The sequence below is a fragment of the Leifsonia sp. ZF2019 genome (genome assembly GCF_019924635.1).
Lineage (GTDB): Bacteria > Actinomycetota > Actinomycetes > Actinomycetales > Microbacteriaceae > Leifsonia.
This window is the reverse complement of the sequence record NZ_CP065037.1, coordinates 2966078-2984031: the sequence shown is the minus strand read 5'-3', so window position 1 is coordinate 2984031 and position 17954 is coordinate 2966078. Positions and strand designations below refer to the sequence as shown.

16 protein-coding genes are annotated in these 17954 nt (G+C 70.0%); 8 read left to right on the top strand and 8 right to left on the bottom strand.

Going from position 1 to position 17954, the window contains the following annotated elements:
• Window positions 1-9 precede the first annotated feature (9 nt).
• Genes IT072_RS14680 through IT072_RS14670 form a run of 3 tightly spaced genes read right to left on the bottom strand, consistent with a single transcriptional unit; the run spans window position 10 to window position 3139 of the window.
• On the bottom strand, window positions 10-1122 hold the full coding sequence (locus IT072_RS14680; protein WP_223357600.1) for an aminopeptidase P family protein: 1113 nt from the start codon (window positions 1120-1122) through the stop codon (window positions 10-12).
• A gap of 52 nt (window positions 1123-1174) precedes the next feature.
• Window positions 1175-2332 carry an acyl-CoA dehydrogenase family protein gene (locus IT072_RS14675; RefSeq protein ID WP_223357599.1) on the bottom strand — a complete coding sequence of 386 codons (1158 nt, stop codon included), beginning with the start codon at window positions 2330-2332 and terminating at the stop codon, window positions 1175-1177.
• Between the two features lie 51 nt (window positions 2333-2383).
• Entirely contained in the window at window positions 2384-3139 is a 756-nt protein-coding gene (locus IT072_RS14670; RefSeq protein WP_223357598.1) for an SDR family NAD(P)-dependent oxidoreductase, read from the bottom strand.
• A gap of 58 nt (window positions 3140-3197) precedes the next feature.
• Between IT072_RS14670 and IT072_RS14665 the strand changes: the two genes are divergently transcribed.
• Window positions 3198-3788, top strand: coding sequence for a TetR/AcrR family transcriptional regulator (locus tag IT072_RS14665; protein WP_223357597.1), 591 nt, complete (start codon window positions 3198-3200; stop codon window positions 3786-3788).
• On the top strand, window positions 3785-4591 hold the full coding sequence (locus tag IT072_RS14660) for an alpha/beta fold hydrolase (protein ID WP_223357596.1): 807 nt from the start codon (window positions 3785-3787) through the stop codon (window positions 4589-4591). Before IT072_RS14665 ends, IT072_RS14660 begins: the two co-directional genes overlap by 4 nt.
• 23 nt (window positions 4592-4614) lie before the next feature.
• Here the strand turns inward: IT072_RS14660 and IT072_RS14655 are convergent, their stop codons facing one another.
• Window positions 4615-5214, bottom strand: coding sequence for a TetR/AcrR family transcriptional regulator (locus IT072_RS14655; RefSeq protein ID WP_223357595.1), 600 nt, complete (start codon window positions 5212-5214; stop codon window positions 4615-4617).
• 97 nt (window positions 5215-5311) lie between these two features.
• On the opposite strand from IT072_RS14655, the gene IT072_RS14650 reads away from it, so the two are divergent.
• Both IT072_RS14650 and IT072_RS14645 read left to right on the top strand, forming a co-directional pair.
• On the top strand, window positions 5312-6430 hold the full coding sequence (locus IT072_RS14650) for an ABC transporter permease (RefSeq protein ID WP_223357594.1): 1119 nt from the start codon (window positions 5312-5314) through the stop codon (window positions 6428-6430).
• Between the two features lie 60 nt (window positions 6431-6490).
• Window positions 6491-7471, top strand: coding sequence for an aldo/keto reductase (locus IT072_RS14645; protein WP_223357593.1), 981 nt, complete (start codon window positions 6491-6493; stop codon window positions 7469-7471).
• Between the two features lie 96 nt (window positions 7472-7567).
• Here IT072_RS14645 and IT072_RS14640 read toward each other — a convergent pair whose 3' ends face one another.
• Window positions 7568-8449 carry a hypothetical protein gene (locus IT072_RS14640; protein ID WP_223357592.1) on the bottom strand — a complete coding sequence of 294 codons (882 nt, stop codon included), beginning with the start codon at window positions 8447-8449 and terminating at the stop codon, window positions 7568-7570.
• Between the two features lie 119 nt (window positions 8450-8568).
• Window positions 8569-9780, bottom strand: coding sequence for an MFS transporter (locus IT072_RS14635; RefSeq protein WP_223357591.1), 1212 nt, complete (start codon window positions 9778-9780; stop codon window positions 8569-8571).
• A 312-nt stretch (window positions 9781-10092) separates the two neighbouring features.
• Between IT072_RS14635 and IT072_RS14630 the strand changes: the two genes are divergently transcribed.
• Both IT072_RS14630 and IT072_RS14625 read left to right on the top strand, forming a co-directional pair.
• Entirely contained in the window at window positions 10093-12564 is a 2472-nt protein-coding gene (locus tag IT072_RS14630; protein WP_223357590.1) for a ribonucleoside-diphosphate reductase subunit alpha, read from the top strand.
• 126 nt (window positions 12565-12690) lie between these two features.
• A complete protein-coding gene (locus tag IT072_RS14625) occupies window positions 12691-13680 on the top strand; it encodes a ribonucleotide-diphosphate reductase subunit beta (RefSeq protein ID WP_223357589.1) in 990 nt (329 codons plus the stop codon).
• Between the two features lie 96 nt (window positions 13681-13776).
• Here IT072_RS14625 and IT072_RS14620 read toward each other — a convergent pair whose 3' ends face one another.
• Together IT072_RS14620 and IT072_RS14615 are read right to left on the bottom strand one after the other, a co-directional pair.
• Window positions 13777-15213 (bottom strand): DHA2 family efflux MFS transporter permease subunit, encoded by a 1437-nt coding sequence (locus IT072_RS14620; RefSeq protein WP_223357588.1) that lies wholly within the window; start codon window positions 15211-15213, stop codon window positions 13777-13779.
• 119 nt (window positions 15214-15332) lie between these two features.
• Window positions 15333-15884, bottom strand: coding sequence for a TetR/AcrR family transcriptional regulator (locus IT072_RS14615; RefSeq protein ID WP_223357587.1), 552 nt, complete (start codon window positions 15882-15884; stop codon window positions 15333-15335).
• A gap of 79 nt (window positions 15885-15963) precedes the next feature.
• Between IT072_RS14615 and IT072_RS14610 the strand changes: the two genes are divergently transcribed.
• Both IT072_RS14610 and IT072_RS14605 read left to right on the top strand, forming a co-directional pair.
• Window positions 15964-16800 (top strand): sulfurtransferase, encoded by an 837-nt coding sequence (locus tag IT072_RS14610; RefSeq protein WP_223360991.1) that lies wholly within the window; start codon window positions 15964-15966, stop codon window positions 16798-16800.
• A 116-nt stretch (window positions 16801-16916) separates the two neighbouring features.
• Complete coding sequence (locus tag IT072_RS14605; protein ID WP_223357586.1) at window positions 16917-17936, top strand: PLP-dependent cysteine synthase family protein; 1020 nt, start codon at window positions 16917-16919, stop codon at window positions 17934-17936.
• The last annotated feature ends 18 nt before the right edge of the window (window positions 17937-17954 follow it).

Sequence of the window (17954 nt, the reverse complement as noted above, 5' to 3'; positions counted from 1 at the left end):
GGTCGGTCGTCACCGGACCAGGTGCAGTTCGCGGCTGGTGTTGTTGAGGCGGTGCGCGCCGTCCTCGCCCGCCACGACGATGTCCTCGATGCGGACGCCGAACCGGCCGGGCAGATAGATCCCGGGCTCCAGCGAGAAGCACATCCCCGCCTCGATCGGCTGCTCCTCGCCCTCGACCAGGTACGGCGGCTCGTGCGTCGTGGTGCCGATGCCGTGCCCGACGCGGTGGATGAAGTACTCTCCGTAGCCCGCGTCGCGGATCACCGCCCGCGCGACCCGGTCGATCTCCTGGCACGGGATGCCGACGGCGACCGCCTCGAAAGCGGCCTGCTGTGCACGCTTCACGACCTCGAACACCTCGTGCTCCTCGTCCGTCGGCTCGCCGACGTGGACCGTGCGCGTGGTGTCGGAGCCGTAACCGTCCATCAGCCCGCCGAAGTCGAGCACGACCATGTCCCCCTCGCCGATCGTGCGGTCGCCGGCCTCGTGGTGCGGGTTAGCGCCGTTCGGCCCGGACCCGACGACCGTGAAGTCGACCTGCTCGTGCCCGTGCTCGCGCAGAAGCCGATCGAGGTCAGCGGCGACCTCGCGCTCGGTGCGACCCGCGAACCGCACGGACAGGATGTCCTCGAACGTCGCATCGGCGGCCGCCCCCGCGGCGGCCAGCCGATCGATCTCATCGGCGTCCTTGACCGCGCGCAGCATGGGCAGAGCCCGCGAGAACGACTCGAACCGCGCCTCCGGGAGCCGCGCCTGCAGGCCGAGGAGGTGCATCGCCCAGAAGGCGTCCGACACCGCGTACCGACCTCCCGGTCGGAGCAGCGCCGCGGTCGGGACGTACTCGTCCTCGCCGTCCGCCCAGTCGACGAGGCGGATCGCGTCCGCCGCCCTGGTCGCCGCCGCACTGTCGTGCTCCAGGACCGGGACGACCATCGACGGGTCGCCGTCCGCCGGGACCACCAGCAGGGTGATGCGCTCGGTCGTCGCGATCGGGAGGTAGTCGGCGAAATACGCGAGGTCGGGTCCGGGCGCGACGAGCAGACCGTCGAAGCCCGCCTCCCGCGCTCGCGCGGCGCCTCGCCGGATCCGCTCGGCGAAGTGCTGGGCCGTGATCTGCTGCATGGAGTCCTCCGATTCGCTGCGGGATGTCTCGCGGGCGACGACCCGGGCCCGCTCAGTCCGCCACGGGGCCGAGCCAGGCGTTCGCGACGGTGTTGTGCGCCGACTCCGCGTCCGAGGGGTGGAAGATGCCCGCCAGCACGTCGCGGTACAAGCGGCCGACCTCGTTGCCGGCGAAGTAGGTCGAGCCTCCCGAGACCCGGACGGCCTGATCGACCACGCGGCGCGCGGTCTCGGTGGCCCGGACCTTCAGGCCGACGAGCTTCGGGAACCACAGCGCGCCGTGGTTCGCGAGTGTGTCGACATCGCGTGCCAGGGCGTCGAGCTGGGGGAGGAGGGCGTCCTGCTCGATCGCGGCCTCCGCGACGCGCCACCGGATGTCCGGATCGTTCGCGTAGCTCCGGCCGTCGTCTTTGAGGCTGGTGCGGCGATGGGCGGCGGCCACGGCCAGCTCCAGAGCCCGGGCGCCGATGCCGGTGTAGACGGCGGCGAGGAGGATCTCGAAATTGGCGAAGATCGCGAAGACCAGCGGGTCGGGGTTGGGGCCGGGGGCGAGCCGCCGAACGATGCGGTCGGCGGCGGACCGGGCGCCGTCGAGCACGGTCGTGCGGCTCTGGGTGGCGCGCATCCCGATCGTGTCCCAATCGTCGCGGATCTCGAACCCGCCCGCGTCGCGGTCGATGAAGCCGTAGACGATCTTCGGGGCGTCGGCGCTCGCCGAGTCGAGCCCCATCGTGCCGAGCCGGGTCCAGGCCGGGGAGAGGGAGGTGAAGATCTTGCGGCCGTGGAACGTGTAGGAGCCGTCTCCCGCGGGACGGGCCTCCGTCGTCGAGCCGAACAGCACGAGGTCGTTGCCGGCCTCGCTCAGCCCGAAGGCGAACACCTCGCCGGCGCCGGCCTCCCGGAGGACGAGGTCGAGGGCGTGGTCGCCGCGGTCGTGCAGGGTCTTGGCGATGCCCGTCCACACCAGGTGCATGTTGACCGCGAGCGCGGTGGCGGGTGCCGCCCCCGCCAGCCGCACCTGGAGGCGCGCGGTCTGCTCCAGGCTGAGGCCGAGGCCGCCGAACTCCGCTGGGACGAGCGCCCGCAGGTAGCCGGCCTCGACGAGCTCGTCGAAGTCCTCCTGGAAGAAGCGGTTCTCGGCGTCGTAGGCGGTGGCACGCCCCCGGAACCGCTCCAGGAGGTCGTCGGTCAGCAGCTCGTGCTCGGTCACGGTCCTCAGCCTAGGCGAGCGTGACCGCGCACGAAACGGGTGAACGGTGACTCACTGGGCGGTGTAGCCGCCGTCCACCAGGTGGTAGCTGCCGGTGATGAAGCTCGCGGCGTCCGACGCGAGGAAGGCGACGAGGGCGGCGACCTCCTCCGGCTCGCCCAGGCGGCCGAGCGCGTGCTTGCCCTCGAGGAAGGCGAGGGCGTCGGCGGTCATGTTCGCCTCGACGAGCGGGGTGCGGATGAAGCCGGGGCCGACCGCGACGACGCGCACCTTCCGGTCGGCGTACTCGAGCGCCGCGTTCTGGGTGAGGCCGAGCAGCCCGTGCTTGGCGGTCACATAGGCGGAGGAGTTGGCGAACCCGACGCTGCCCAGGATGGACGCCATGTTGACGATCGCGCCTCCGCCGTTCTCGGCCATAGCCTTCAGCTGCGGCTGCATGCCGTAGAAGACCGCGTTGAGGTTGATCTCGATGACCTTGCGCCAGCCGTCGAGCGGATAGTCGCCGACGGGCGCGGACTGGCCGCCGATGCCGGCGTTGTTGATCGCGATCCTGAGCGGTGCGAGGGCGCCTGCGGCGGCGACGCTGGCCTCGCCGAACGCGGGGTCGGTCACATCGCCCGCGAGCGCGGCGGCCCTTCCGCCGGCCGCCTCGATCTCGGCCACGACGGCCTTCGCGTGCTCCTCGTCGATGTCGGTCACGAGGACCGCAGCGCCGCTGGCCGCGAGGGTGAGCGCCACGGCGCGCCCGATGCCCGAGCCGCCTCCGGTCACGATCGCGGACCGGTCGGCGACGTCGTACTGAGCCATGAAAATCTCCCTTCAGTTATCCGACATCTGTCGGATAACTCCATTGTACGATCGAAAAGTGGATGCCCGCCAGGAGAAGACGCTCGCCCGATTGACCGCGGCGATCCTGCGGCTCGCCACGGCGGGCCCGGTCGCCGATGTCTCCGTCTCGGCGCTCGCCGCAGCGGCGGGAGTGCACCGCTCGACCGTGTACACCTACGCCGCCTCGCCGGTCGAACTGCTCCAGCGTGTACTGCGCGCCGAGCTGGACGATCTGCGCGCCGCCTACCTCGTCGGCGTCGCGCCGGAGGATGCGGCGGCCGCCGTGAGTGGTGTCACCCGTGCCGTCCTCCAGCACGTCGACGCCCACGACGCCATCTATCGGCGCGGGCTGGGCGCCGAGAGCGGCAGCTCCAGCCTCCACGCCCTCCTCAGCGAGCACTTCGAAGGGTCCATCGAGCTGCTGCTCGACCAGCACAGCGTCGACGTGCCGGCCGGCGACGAGCTCGAGCGCCGGGCCATCGCGCGCTATATCGCGGACGGGACCATCGGCGCGATCGACGTGTGGCTGAGCCGCCCGCGCCCCCGCGACATCGACGGGCTGCTCGACCTGATCGGGAGGGTGACCCCGGCCTGGTGGCCGGACCGGGCGGGAGCGACGCACCCATGAGAGGAGCCAGGGGCCGCCTGCGCGATGTGTTCGACGGCTGGTTCCGCCGCGCCCCGCTGCTGCACGTCGCGGGCGACGAGGGGGAGGGGCCCGTCGTCGTACTGGTCCACGGGATCGCATCGTCGTCCGTCACGTTCCAGAACCTCGTCCCCCTGCTCGAACCGGGCCACCGGGTGATCTCGATCGACATCCTGGGCTTCGGGCGCTCGCCCGCCCCGCCCGACGCGACGTACACCCTCGAAGAGCACGTCGCCGCCCTGCACCGCACGCTCCGAGCCCTGAGACTGCGCGCTCCGTTCGTCCTGGTCGGCCACTCCCTCGGCAGCCTGATCGTCGCCCGCTACGCCGCCGACCATCCCGCCGCCCTGACCCGGCTGGTGCTGGTCGGGCCGCCGGTCTACGGCCCGCCCGCGGCGATCGGCGACCGGCGCGTGCGCACGCGGGTGAGCGCCTACCTCCGCGCGTACGAGTTCCTGAGGGCCAACAAGGAGTTCACGATGATGAACGCCACCATCCTGGCGCGCATGCTGCCCATCAAGGGGGTCTTCGAGATCACGGAGCGCACCTGGCGGCCGTTCGTCCTGTCGCTGGAGAACTGCATCGAGCAGCAGACCGTCGTGAGCGACCTCGCGCGCGTGCGCGTACCGGTCCACGTGGTCTACGGGACGCTCGACGCCTTCATCGCGCCGGGGAGCCTCGCCGTGATCGAGGCGATGCGCTCCGTCACCATGCACCGGGTCGAGGCCAACGACCACATCATCCGCAAACGGCTGGCCCGCGTGGTCGCCGCGGCATGCAGCTGAGCCCCGTCGGCTGAGCGTGCCGGTCAGGAGGCCGGGAGGCGCACCGTGTCCACGACCTCCAGGTAGGCCTCCCCGTCGAAGCCGGCGAACAGGGCAGACTGCGTGACGTAGCCGTGCACCATCCCGACGTAGAGGGGCACATGCCGCTGGGCCAGCTCGGACGAGGCGGCCGCGTCGAGTCCGGCGGACGCCCGGTACCACTGCGTCAGATAGCCGCAGAACATGTCGGTGAACCGGGCGCCGACCTCGGTCGCGACCGTCCGCAGCTCGGGGTTGATCGGCACCTGACCCCAGACCTGGAGCAGTAGCTGGAGCTCGCCGATCTGCTCGGAGAGCCCCGTCACCAGGAGTCGGACGACCTCGCCGGGGGTGGGGAGGGGATCGCGCTCGCGAGCGGTGGCGACGTCGAGGAAGCGCGCGTCCATGATCTCGGCCACCGCGAGGCGGATGAGCTCGTCCTTGCTCTTGTAGTGCCCGTAGATCGCGCCCGCCGACAGTCCGGACTCCTCGATGATGTCGGCCATCGTCGTCGCGGCGAACCCGGAGCGGGCGAACAGCCGGAGGGCGGCTTGCGTGATCTGCTGGCGCCGGGCGGCCTTGTGCTCCTCGGTGACTTTGGGCATCGCGGCCTCCTCGCATGAAAAACGAACGATCATTCTTGACAATACCGGATGGGAGCCTCACCATAAAGAACGATCATTCGTTTTATTGGAGTCCGTCATGACACAGAACACCCTCGCCCCGAACCCGGCCGCAACGCCCGGGGACTCACCCGTCGCCGCCGGTGGGCCCGGCCGCGCTCCGGTCGCCCACACCCCGTGGCTGCGTTCCGTGGTGCTGGCGGTCGGGGCGGCCGCCGCCGTGCTGGTCGTCCTCCTCGCCTTCCTCTGGCCGACCGTCACCTCCTCGGTGAAGGACCTGCCGATCGCGATCGCCGGTGGCTCCGCCCAGGTCGCGCAGGTCGAGAAGCAGCTCGAAAGCTCGGCCGACGGCGTCTTCGACATCACCACCGCGGCGACGCGCGACGACGCCGTGAAGCTGATCGAGACCCGCGAGGTCTACGGGGCGATCGTCCTGGGTGACACGCCGGAGGTCCTCACCGCCTCGGCCAACGGCGCGGCGGTCTCGCAGTTGCTCGGCCAGGTGGCCGCGACCATCCAGACGCAGGCGAACGCGCAGGCCGCGGCCGCCGTGCAGCAGGCGATCGCGGCAGGAAAGGCACCGGCCGGGACCGTCGCGCCGACGATCACGGTCACCGTCACCGACGTCGTCCCGCTCTCCGCCGACGACGCCCGCGGCCTCGGACTGTCGGTCTCCTCCTTCCCGCTCGTGCTCGGCGGGATGCTCGGCGGCATCCTCATCTCCCTGCTCGTCGCCGGCAGCTGGCGCCGGCTCGTCGCCGTCGTGGTCTATGCGGTCGTGGGCGGACTGGGCGTCACGGCGGTGTTGCAGGGCTGGCTCGGCATCCTGCAGGGCGGCTTCCTGCTCAACTCCCTCGCCGTCGGGCTCTCGATGTTCGCCACGGCGGCCTTCATCGTCGGGATGAACGCGCTCATCGGGCGCGCGGGCATCGCGGTCGGCTCCGTGCTCACGATGCTCGTCGGCAACCCGCTCTCCGCGGCGGCCCAACCGCTGCAGTTCATGACCGGCCCCTGGGGCGAGGTGGGCCAGTGGTTCGTCCCCGGCGCCTCCGTCACCCTGCTGCGCGACCTGTCGTACTTCCCGGACGCCGACGCCTCCGGGGCCTGGCTGGTGCTCCTCGGCTGGGCGGCGCTCGGGCTGATCGGGATGCTCGTCGGCCACTTCCGCAACCAGCGGGTCGTGGCGGCCGCCGCCTGAGCCCTGTTCCCTGCGCCCGTCCTGGCCTCCGGCCGGGGCGGGGCGGCTAGGGTGGGGCGCATGGAGCAACGGACGCTGGGCAGGACCGGCCGCGAGGTCTCGGTCGTCGGTCTCGGGACCTGGCAGCTGGGGGCAGACTGGGGCGACGTCGACGAGCATGCGGCGTTCGAGGTGCTCGACGCGGCGACCGCCGCCGGGGTCACCTTCTTCGACACCGCCGACGTCTACGGGGACGGCCGCAGCGAGCAGCTCATCGGGCGGTTCCGTGCCGCGCGCCCCGACCTCCCGTTGACCGTCGCCACCAAGATGGGGCGTCGGGAGGAGCAGGATCCGGCCAACTTCACCCTCGCGAAGTTCCGCGAATGGACCGACCGCTCCCGCCGCAACCTCGGTGTGGACACGCTCGACCTCGTGCAGCTGCACTGTCCGCCGACCCCGGTGTTCTCGAGCGACGGGGTCTACGACGCCCTCGACACGCTCGTCGCCGACGGCGCCATCGCGAACTACGGCGTCAGTGTCGAGACCTGCGACGAAGCGCTCACCGCGATCGCGCGCCCGGGCACGGCGAGCGTGCAGATCATCCTCAACGCCTTCCGGCTCAAACCGCTGGACCAGGTGCTTCCCGCGGCTCGCGCGGCCGGGGTCGGCATCATCGCACGGGTGCCGCTCGCCTCCGGCCTCCTGAGCGGCCGCTACACCGAGCAGACGGAGTTCGCCGCCGACGATCACCGCTCGTACAACCGTCACGGTGAGGCCTTCGACGTCGGCGAGACCTTCTCGGGGGTCGACTACGAGGAGGGCGTGCTCGCCGCCCGCGAGTTCGCCGCGCTGGCGCCCGAGGGCTTCACGCCCGCCCAGACCGCCCTCGCGTGGATCATCGCGCAGCCCGGCGTCTCCACCGTCATCCCGGGCGCCCGCTCCGCGGACCAGGCCCGCGCCAACGCCGCCGCCGCGCGCGTCCCGCACCTCCCCGACCTCGACCCGGCCGTCCGCGCCATCTACGACACCCACTTCCGCGCCGCCGTCCACCCCCGCTGGTAACCCACCCGCGCTCGTAACCCACCTCTCGTCCGAAGTTCACGTCGTTGCGCTCATTCCGGCGTTTTAAGGGCAACAACGCGAACTTCGACGGGCGTCTCATTCCTGCAGGAGTCGGCGGACGCGGGTGAGCAGCTCGGCGGGGTGGGCGATGTCGTCGCCGCTGACGCGAACCATGCGCCAGCCGAGGTCAGCCAAGCGTTCGCGGCGGCGGAGGTCTTTGCGCCAGACGTCGCGGTCCACCCGATGGATGTCGCCCTCGTATTCAAGCGCGACCTTCGCCGTCGGGTAGGCGAGATCGACTCGGGCGACGAAGACGTCGCCGTCCCGGATCTCCCGATTGAGGTCGGGCATCGGCAACCCGGCATCGATGAGGAGAAGCCGGAGTCGGGTCTCGCCGGGCGACTCCGACCCAGGACGGACCCGATCGAGCGCACGGCGGGCACGCGCGATCCCACGACGGCCGGCCGACGCGGCGATCCGATGCGCGAGCTCTTCACGGGTGCACAGCGTCGCGCGCTCGGCGACGAGGTGGTCGCCGGCGACGACGAGCTCGCGCAGTGGGAGGAGCGGCGCGAGATCGATCCACGTCTGCGCGGGGGTCGTGATGGGAAGGCCCTCACGCTCGACGGTGGCCCAATCCGTCAGCTTGTGGCCGACGAAACCGGCGATCTCGGGCGCTCGACCCGGTGCGGGGACGCTCACATGGATCGCCGGATCCAGTCCGAGTGGGAGGGGGACGCCCAGGAAAAGGGCTGCCGTCGTGTGGCTGAACGCGAAATCCAGCCGGCGATGCTGAGCGTACGCACGGCACCTCTCGATCAGTCCATCAGAACCTGCGGGAAGCCGTGCACCGCGGAACGGGCGGGTCAGGTCGCCGCCGCGGAGTCGCGACCGCGAGAGTCCCTCCCCGAGTGCGTCGTGGACGAGGAACGGTCCGCCGGTGAGGGTGGTCGGTAGTGAGCTGCGCTGTCGTGCCATCTGCGCACTCTGCCACTCGCCGAACCGACCCTCCCGACTTATCCACACCCCACTTCGCCGAAGTTCACGTTGTTGCGCTCAAAACCGCGAAATGGGCGCAACAACGTGAACCTCGCGGGTCAGGAGGGGACGACGGGGACGGGCTCCGTGTCGGGGATGGGCGAGGCGTCGCGTCCGCGGAGGTCGGGGTGGATGCGGTGCGCGAGGGCGGCGACGATGAAGCCGACGAGGGCGAAGGCGGCGGCGGCCCAGAAGGCTCCGACGGCACCGAAGCCGTCGATGAGGAAGCCGGCGAGGGCGGAGCCGAGCGCGGCGCCGATCAGTTGGCCGGTGCCCACCCAGCCGTACGCCTCCGCGGTGTCGGAGAACTTGACGCTGGCGGAGACGATCGCGAACAGGACGGCGAGGGCGGGAGCGATTCCGACGCCGGCGATGAGGAGGGTGACCGAGAGGGCCCAGGGCGACCACAGCATGAAGCTCGACAGGGCGACGCCGACGAAGACGAGCAGCATGCGGCGTGCCGTGGCCCACGGCCCGATCGGCACGTGTCCGAAGGCGAGACCGCCCACGAGCGAGCCGACGGACCAGATGGCCAGGACGATGCCCGAGAGGGGGGAGCCCTCGTCGAACGTCGCGACCACCCCGGCCTCGACCGCGGCGCACGAGCCGATGAGGAGGAAGCCGACGACCGTGGCGAGCAGCACGGGCGGGCGTGTGAGCACCACGCCGAACCGCCGCTTGCTGCGCGGGATGCGCACGCGCCCGACCTCGGGCGAGGAGATGAACCAGAACCCGCCGAGCAGCATGATCGCGACGGACATCAGAATGCCCTCGACGGTGCCGACCTGGGTCGAGACGAAGGTGATCGCGACCGGCCCCGCGATCCAGATGATCTCCTGGGCGGAGGCATCGAGCGAGAAGAGCGGGGTCAGCTGGCGGGAGTTGACCATCTTCGGATAGATCGTGCGGACCGCCGGCTGGATGGGCGGCATGCTCAGGCCGGCGAAGAACGCCACCGCCATCGTCACCGGGATGGGCATCACGAGCACGCCGATGAGCGCGACGGCGACGGCGCAGAGGCCGAGCGTCGTCCACAGCACGACGCGCATCCCGAGCACTCCCATCAGCCGGCTCGTCATCGGGCCGGCGATCGCTTGACCGATGCTCATCGCCGCGAGGACCAGCCCGGCCGCCCCGTAGGAGTGGTGGACGCGCTCGATGTGGAGCAGGAACGCGAGCGAGAGCATGCCGAACGGGAAGCGCGCCGTCAGCTGCGCGGCGATGATGCGCGCGACGCCCGGGGTCTTCAGAAGGCTCGTGTAGCTGCTCACAATCCGTTCACTCTATCGGCAGCGGACGACGTTCCACGAGGGCCGGCAGGGTGCGCACGCCCCGCATTGGGGGCTGTGGAAATGTGCATAACTCATGCACATCTGTGGACGACACGCCCACTAGATGTGGGGGGATGGAAATGTCGGCACCCCGCTATATAGTGGTCCCACACGGATCGCCCCAGCACGCGGAAATCACTCCCGCTGCGGCTCGATCCGACGGGGAAACAGCGCCGGACCAGCCCTTCGAGGGAGCCGGTGCACGACCATGCCATCACTCGGATTGATGGGCAGTGCGAAGAGGGAGAGAACGTGGCAATCACCGTCGTGAAGCGCAACGGCGAGCGCGAGCCGTACGACGCCAACAAGATCAACCTGGCCATCGAGACGGCGGCCCAGGGACTGGATGACAACATCACGTGGGTCACCCAGATCGCGAGCGAGCTCGAGCTCACTCTCTTCGACGGCATCACGACGCAGCAGCTCGATGAGGCGGTCATCCAGGTCGCCCTGCAGAACGTCAAGGACGACCCGGCGTTCGACACCGTCGCCGCCCGACTCCTCCTCAAGACGATCTACAAGCGGGTGCTCGGCGACTACGCCGACGACGCCGAGCTCGTCTCCCTCCACTCCTCCCACTTCCGCGCCTACATCGAGCGCGGCGTCTCGGAGACGCTGCTCGACTCCCGCTTCACGCAGCTGTTCGACCTCGACCGCCTCGCCGCAGCGCTCGACCCGTCGCGCGACGAGCTGCTCAAGTACATCGGCGTCGTCACCCTCAACAACCGCTACGGCATCAAGGCGCGCAACGGCGACTCGCTCGAGGTGCCGCAGTACTTCTGGATGCGCATCGCGATGGGCCTCTCGCTCAACGAGGCCGACCCGACCAGCCACGCCCTCGCCTTCTACGAGAAGATGTCGAAGCTCGAGTACCTCGCGGCGGGCTCCACCCTCGTCAACGCCGGTACCGCGTACCCGCAGCTCTCCAACTGCTTCGTCATGGAGATGCAGGACGACATCGAGCACATCGCCAAGTCGGTGCGCGACGTGATGTGGCTGACCAAGGGCACCGGCGGCATCGGTCTGTCGGTGACCAAGCTACGCGCGCAGGGGTCGCCCATCCGCTCCAACAACACGACCTCGACCGGCCCGATCCCGTTCATGCACACGATCGACTCCGTGCTGCGCGCGGTGAGCCGCGGCGGCAAGAAGTTCGGCGCGCTGTGCTTCTACATGGAGAACTGGCACATGGACTTCCCGGAGTTCCTGGACCTGCGCCAGAACTCAGGCGACCCCTACCGCCGCACCCGCACCGCCAACACGGCCGTGTGGATCAGCGACGAGTTCATGAAGCGCGTCCAGAACGACCAGGACTGGTACCTCTTCGACCCGCTGGAGGTCGCCGACCTCAACGAGCTGTACGGCAAGGCGTTCTCCGAGCGCTACCAGCACTACATCGACGAGGCCGAGGCCGGCCGCATCGCGATGTTCAAGAAGATCAGCGCGCGTGCGCAGTTCAAGGACATCCTGATGAGCCTCCAGACCACGAGCCACCCGTGGCTCACCTGGAAGGACACGATCAACAACCGTGCCCTCAACAACAACACGGGCACGATCCACCTCTCCAACCTCTGCACGGAGATCACGCTCCCGCAGGATCGCGACAACGTCTCCGTCTGCAACCTGGCGTCGATCAACCTGTCGCGGCATCTCGTCGACGGCAAGATGGACTTCGCCCGCATCGAGGAGAGCGCCCGCCAGGCCGTCCGCCAGCTCGACAACCTGATCGACATCACGGTGTCGAGCGTCGACGAGGCCGACTTCTCCAACCAGCAGAACCGCGCGATCGGTCTCGGCGTCATGGGCTTCACCGACATCGTCGAGCGCCTCGGCCTCAGCTACGAGAGCGAGGAGGCGTACGCCCTGATCGACGAGATCATGGAGCACGTCTCGTACGCGGCCATCGACGAGAGCGCCGACCTCGCCCAGGAGCGCGGGGCGTACCCGAACTTCGAGGGATCGCGCTGGTCGAAGGGACTCGTGCCCTACGACTCGATCGCCCTCACCGAGGCCGACCGCGGCACTCCGATCACGGTGGACCGCACCATCCGCCTCGACTGGGACCGCCTGCGCGAGAAGGTCAAGGGCGGCATGCGCAACGCCACCCTGATGGCGATCGCGCCGACGGCCTCGATCGGCCTCGTCGCCGGCACGACCCCCGGCTTCGACCCGCAGTTCTCGCAGATCTTCAGCCGGTCGACCTCGTCGGGCAAGTTCCTCGAGGTCAACCGCAACCTCGTCGCGGCGCTCCAGGAGCGCGGGCTGTGGGAGGACGTGCGCGAGTCGATCCTCCGTTCGCAGGGCGACATCCAGGGCATCGCCGCCATCCCGGACGAGATCAAGGCCGCGTTCAAGACGAGCTTCCAGCTCTCGCCGCACGCCTTCATCGAGGTGGCCGCGCGCGCTCAGAAGTGGATCGACCAGGCCATCAGCCGCAACATGTACCTGGAGACCCGGGACATCGGCGACATGATGGACATCTACTACGCGGCGTGGGAGAAGGGCGTCAAGACGACCTACTACCTCCACATGAAGCCGCGTCACCAGGCCGAGCAGTCGACGGTCAAGGTGAACAAGTCCGAGGAGATCTCGGGCGGCCGCAAGGGCTTCGCCACCGTCGGCGCGGGTGCTCCCGCCGCCGCAGAGCCCGCCGCTGCTCCGGCTCCCGCCGCGCCCGCTCGTCGCGGGTTCGGCTTCGGAGGTCTCGCGGGAGGTGACAAGTGATGAACAACGCCACCGTGATCGAGGACTACTACGTGCCGGTCGACCCGATGGACGACCTGCAGTGCGAGTCCTGCCAGTAATCGCTCCCCGCGCGAGCCACCGAGTCTGATAGAGGAGAAAGAGAACATGGGCATCCTGGGTACCGGGATCGAAGAGGGCCTGCTGCTCAAGCCGGTGAAGTACCAGTGGGCGATGGACCTGTACGACCAGGCCGTCGCGAACACCTGGTTCCCGAACGAGATCCAGCTCGGCGAGGACATCGCCGACTTCAAGAAGATGACCGATGAGGAGCGTCACGCGGTCACCTTCCTGATGAGCTACTTCAACCCGAACGAACTCCTCGTCAACAAGGCGCTCGCGTTCGGCGTGTACCCCTACATCAACGCGGCCGAGGCGCACCTCTACCTCGCCAAGCAGATGTGGGAGGAGGCCAACCACTGCATGTCGTTCGAGTACGTCCTCGAGACGTTCCCGATCGACCGTGAGCAGGCGTACAACTCCCACGTCGACGTGCCGTCGATGGCCCGCAAAGAGGAGTTCGAGGTCCAGTTCATCAAGCGGATGACGGAGCAAACGCTCGACATCACGACGACCGAGGGCAAGCAGGACTTCATCCGCAACCTCGTGGCGTACAACGTGATCCTCGAGGGCATCTGGTTCTACTCCGGCTTCATGGTCGCGCTGTCGTTCCGCCAGCGGAACCTGTTGCGCAACTTCGGCTCGCTGATCGACTGGGTCGTGCGCGACGAGTCGCTGCATCTCAAGTTCGGCATCAATCTCATCCTCACGGTGCTCGAGGAGAACCCGGACCTGCAGACCCCGGAGTTCGCCGGCGAGATCCGCCAGATGATCCTCGACGCCGTCGAGATGGAGGAGCAGTACAACCGCGACCTCCTGCCGGGCGGCATCCTGGGCCTCAACGCGAACTACATCAACCAGTACGTCCGCTATCTGGCCGACCGTCGCCTGGAGGAGCTGGGCTTCGAGGCCGAGTACAAGGTGTCGAACCCGGCCAAGTGGATGGCGACCGCCAACGACACCCTCGAACTGGTCAACTTCTTCGAGTCGACCAACACCTCGTACGAGTCGAACGCGAAGGCGTCCAGCGGTCACTGAGCCGGCGGCTGCTGCCCCAGCGGCCACTGCACACCGCGCACTGACTACGAAGGAGCGGCCCGGGATCCCCCGGGCCGCTCCTTCGTGGTCATCGGATCACTTGGACCGTACGGCCGCCGTCACGATCGCGCCGATCGCCGCGAATCCGGCCACGCCGAAGAAGAGCAGCTGGAACCCGCCGGCCGTCGCCTCCACCGGCGCCGATCCCGAACCCAGGAGCGCGGCCGTCTGCGCCGCCGCGATGCCACCGAGCACCGCCAGGCCGAGCGCACCGCCGATCTGCTGGCTGGTGTTGACCAGTCCGCTCGCCAGCCCCGACTCCGCCTCGCTCACCCCGCGAACCGCGAGTTGTGTCGCGGTCACGAAGGTGGCGCCGAGGGCCACCCCGATGAGCACGCTCGGAAGGATGAACCCCGTCAGCAGACCCGTCCGGCCGGCCAGCGCGAACCACGTCACGGAGGCCGCCAACAGCAGGAGCGCACCGGTGAGAGTGCGGCGCAGCCCGATCCGCGTCACGACGGCGGGCACGACGCCCGCGACGGCCACGAGGGCGAGGGCGAGCGGCAGCTGGCTGAGGCCGGCGCCGAGTGCGTCGAGTCCGAGCACGTCCTGCAGGTAGACGGAGAGCGCGAAGAACAGCGCCACTGTCGATCCGCCGACCAGCAGCATGACCAGGTTGCCCGCCGTCGCGTCGCGGTTGCGGAAGAATCCGAACGGGAGCAGCGGGTGCCCGACCCGGCGCTCGACGATCACGAACGCGGCGAGAAGCGCGGCCGCTGCGATGCAGAGGACGATGACGACCGGGTGCGCCCATCCGAGAGCGCCGCCCTCGCTCAGTGCGGCGACCGCGGATGCGAGACCGAGCGTCGCGGTGACGGCGCCGGCGGTGTCGATCTTCGTTCCGGTCGTGCCCTGATCGCGTGCGAGCAACCGGGGAAGCGTCACGACGACCAGAAGTCCGACGGGAACGTTCACGAAGAACACTGACGGCCAGCCGAACGACGCCGTGAGCAGACCGCCGAGGAGCACGCCGGCCGCGCTGCCCATCCCGGCCACAGCGCCCCAGACGCCGAGCGCCCTTCCGCGTGAGCCGCCGTCGGGGAAGAGCAGGGTGAGCAACGCGAGCGCCGCCGGCGCGAGGAGCGCGGCGAAGCCGCCCTGCAAGGCCCGCGCGGCGAGCAGCATCCCGCCGTTCAGGGAGAGGCCCGCGAGCAGCGACGCGACGGCGAAGCCTGTCACGCCGACGAGGAATATCCGTCGGTGGCCGAACCGGTCGGCCAGGCGGCCGCCGAGGAGGAGCAGACCGCCGAAGGGGAGGACGTACGCGGTGACGACCCACGCGAGTGCCGCCGTGTCGAGGTGGAGCGCTGAGCCGACGCTGGGGAGGGCGATGTTCACGATCGACGCGTCCAAGACGACGAGGAACTGGGCCAGCGCCAGGACCGTCAGCGCCCACCACGGGTGGGAGGAGCGGCCTGCGGGCGCGGAGCCGTGCGGTTGGGGAAGAGCGCTCGGACGTGTGGAGATTGTCATGGTGATTCCCTTCGATGTGAGTGATCAATCAATCACTCCTTGACGGTGAGTGGTGAGTGGTGGGTGCAGGAGAGGAGGGCGTGTCAAAGGTGCCGGGCGTGTCAGGGGTGACGGTCGGGTCAGGGGTGGCGGATGCCGCGGGTGAGCGTGCGGGCCCACTCGTCCGGGAGGTCGTCGAGTCCGAGCGTCACCGTGAGGTGGCACAACTGACCCCAGGCGATGAAATGCTGGACGGCGTCGTCGCCGGCGCCCGAGCGTGCGGCGGCGAACCGCGTCACGCGCGCGAGGCCGCGGCGGAGGGCGTCGTGGATCTCGGGCACGTCGGCCGCCGATTGCGCGTGCACCTGCAGCATGAGGAGCGAACGGTCGCTGATCAGCTCTGCGTACGCGAGGCCCATGGCATCGAGGATCTGATCGGGCGTGCCGTCGGGGGCGGTGCGGGCACCGCGTTCGAGCGCCTGCTCGACGAGTTCGAAGCAGCGGTCGAGCGCGGCGACGAAGAGGCTCTCCTTGCCCGGGAACAGCTTGAAGACGTAGGCCGGGGAGATGTCGGCGTCCGACGCGACGGCGGCGATCGGCGTACCGAGATAGCCCGTGCGTGCGAAGACGGTGATCGCGCTGGCGAGCACCGCCTCGCGTCGGTCGTCGGCGGTGGAGAGAGTTCGTGACATGTGAGTGACTGTACACTCACTCTATTGCCTTCCGCAAGACCCGAGGCGGAGAAGGGAGAGGCGGTGCGAGAATCGGGTCATACGCCCTCTCGTCGCCGCGCCCGACCTCGCCGTAGAACTCGCGTCCGCCGTCCCGCCTCGTGTCCTCGATGTGCGCTGGAGGCTCGGCGGTCCGCCGGGAGCCGCTGAGTTCGCCCGCGGTCACATTCCGGGGGCGGCATACGTCGACCTCGACACGGAGCTCGCCGGCCACGGGGCTCCCACCGAAGGACGGCATCCACTTCCGGCGGAGGCGGACTTCCAGGCCACCGCTCGGCGCTGGGGGCTGAACGACGGCGACGCGGTCGTGGTCTACGACGACGTGTCCGGCACCTCAGCCGCCCGTGCCTGGTGGTTGCTCCGTCATGCGGGCGTGAGAGACGTCCGTGTGCTCGACGGCGGGCTCACCGCTTGGACGGATGCGGGCGGCGCCCTCGAGAGCGGGACGGCCGCTCCGGCCCCCGGGACGGTGACCCTCGCCTTCGGCGTGCTCCCGACCGTCGACGCGGACGGCGCCGCGGCGTTCGCCGCGGACGGTCTGCTGCTCGATGCCCGCGCGGGGGAGCGGTTCCGCGGTGAGGTCGAGCCGGTCGACCCGCGGGCGGGCCACATCCCCGGAGCGGTGAGCGCGCCGACCACCGACACGATCGGACCCGACGGGCTACTCCTCGACGCCGACCGCCTCGCCGCGCGTTTCGCCGAACTGGGCGTGCTTCCTGGAACACCGGCGGCGGTCTACTGCGGCTCGGGGGTCACTGCCGCGCACACCGCGCTCGCGATGGAGGTCGCGGGGCTGCGGGTGCCGGCGCTGTACCCCGGATCGTTCTCCGCCTGGTCCAACGACCCCACGCGGCCCGTCGCCACCGGCGACGCGTGACCACGCTGCGCGGGGCGGGTCGGCCGCCGTCCGCGGCAACGCCGCCGTCCGCGGCAACGCTGTAATACGCGGCAACAGGAGTACGGCTGCGTCGCAGAACCGCCTAGTCTCCCTGCATGACAACGCTCGACCTCCGCCCCTCGGACCTCTCCGGCGCGCTGCCGGAGGCCGAGGTGTGCGACTCGGTCGCGGCGCTCATCGGCAATACGCCTGTCGTCGAGCTGCACGCCCTCACCCGCGGGCTCGCCTCCCGGGTGCTGGTGAAGCTCGAGGGGCGCAATCCGGGAGGGTCTTCCAAGGACCGCATCGCGCTCAACATGATCCGCACGGCGGAGGCGTCCGGCGCTCTCGCGCCCGGTGCGACCATCGTGGAGGCCACCAGCGGCAACACCGGCATCGGGCTGGCCCTCATCGGTCGGCTCACCGGCCATCCCGTGGTCATCGTGCACGCCGCCGACATCTCGGAGGAGAAGCGGAAGGTGCTCGCCGCCTACGGCGCCCGTCTCGTGGAGGCGGACTGGGAGGCCGACCCGAGCGACCCGGCGAACCCGCGTGCCGTCGCCGACCGGGTCGCAGCGGAGACGCCGGGCGCGTGGCGCCCCGCGCAGTTCGCCAACGCCGCGAACCCGGACGCGCACTATCGCGGTACGGGCCCCGAGATCTGGCGCCAGACAGGCGGTCGGGTGACCCACTTCGTCGCCGCGATCGGAACCGGCGGCACGGTCAGCGGAACGGGCCGCTTCTTGAAGGACGTCACCGGTGGCGCCGTGCGCGTCCACGGGGCGAACCCGGTCGGATCCACGTACGGCGGCGGTCCCGCCGGGCGCATCCTCGTCGACGGGGTCGGCAGCGCGTGGCCGCGCGAGTTCTGGCCGGAGACGTTCGACCACGGGGTCGTCGACGAGGTCCACACCGTCGAGGACGCCGAGGTGTACCGCACGGTGCGTCGGCTCGCGGCCGAGGAAGCCCTCCTGCTCGGGCCGTCGTCCGGCTTGGCGGTCGCGACCGCGTTGCGGATCGCCGAGCGGGCGCCGGCCGGCTCGGTGATCGTCGCGGTCGCTCCGGACGGCGGCATCAACTACCTGACCAAGGCGTTCGACCCGCTGTGGCTGCGGGCCTCCGGCGTCGGCGACTGACGGCCACGACAGCGGATC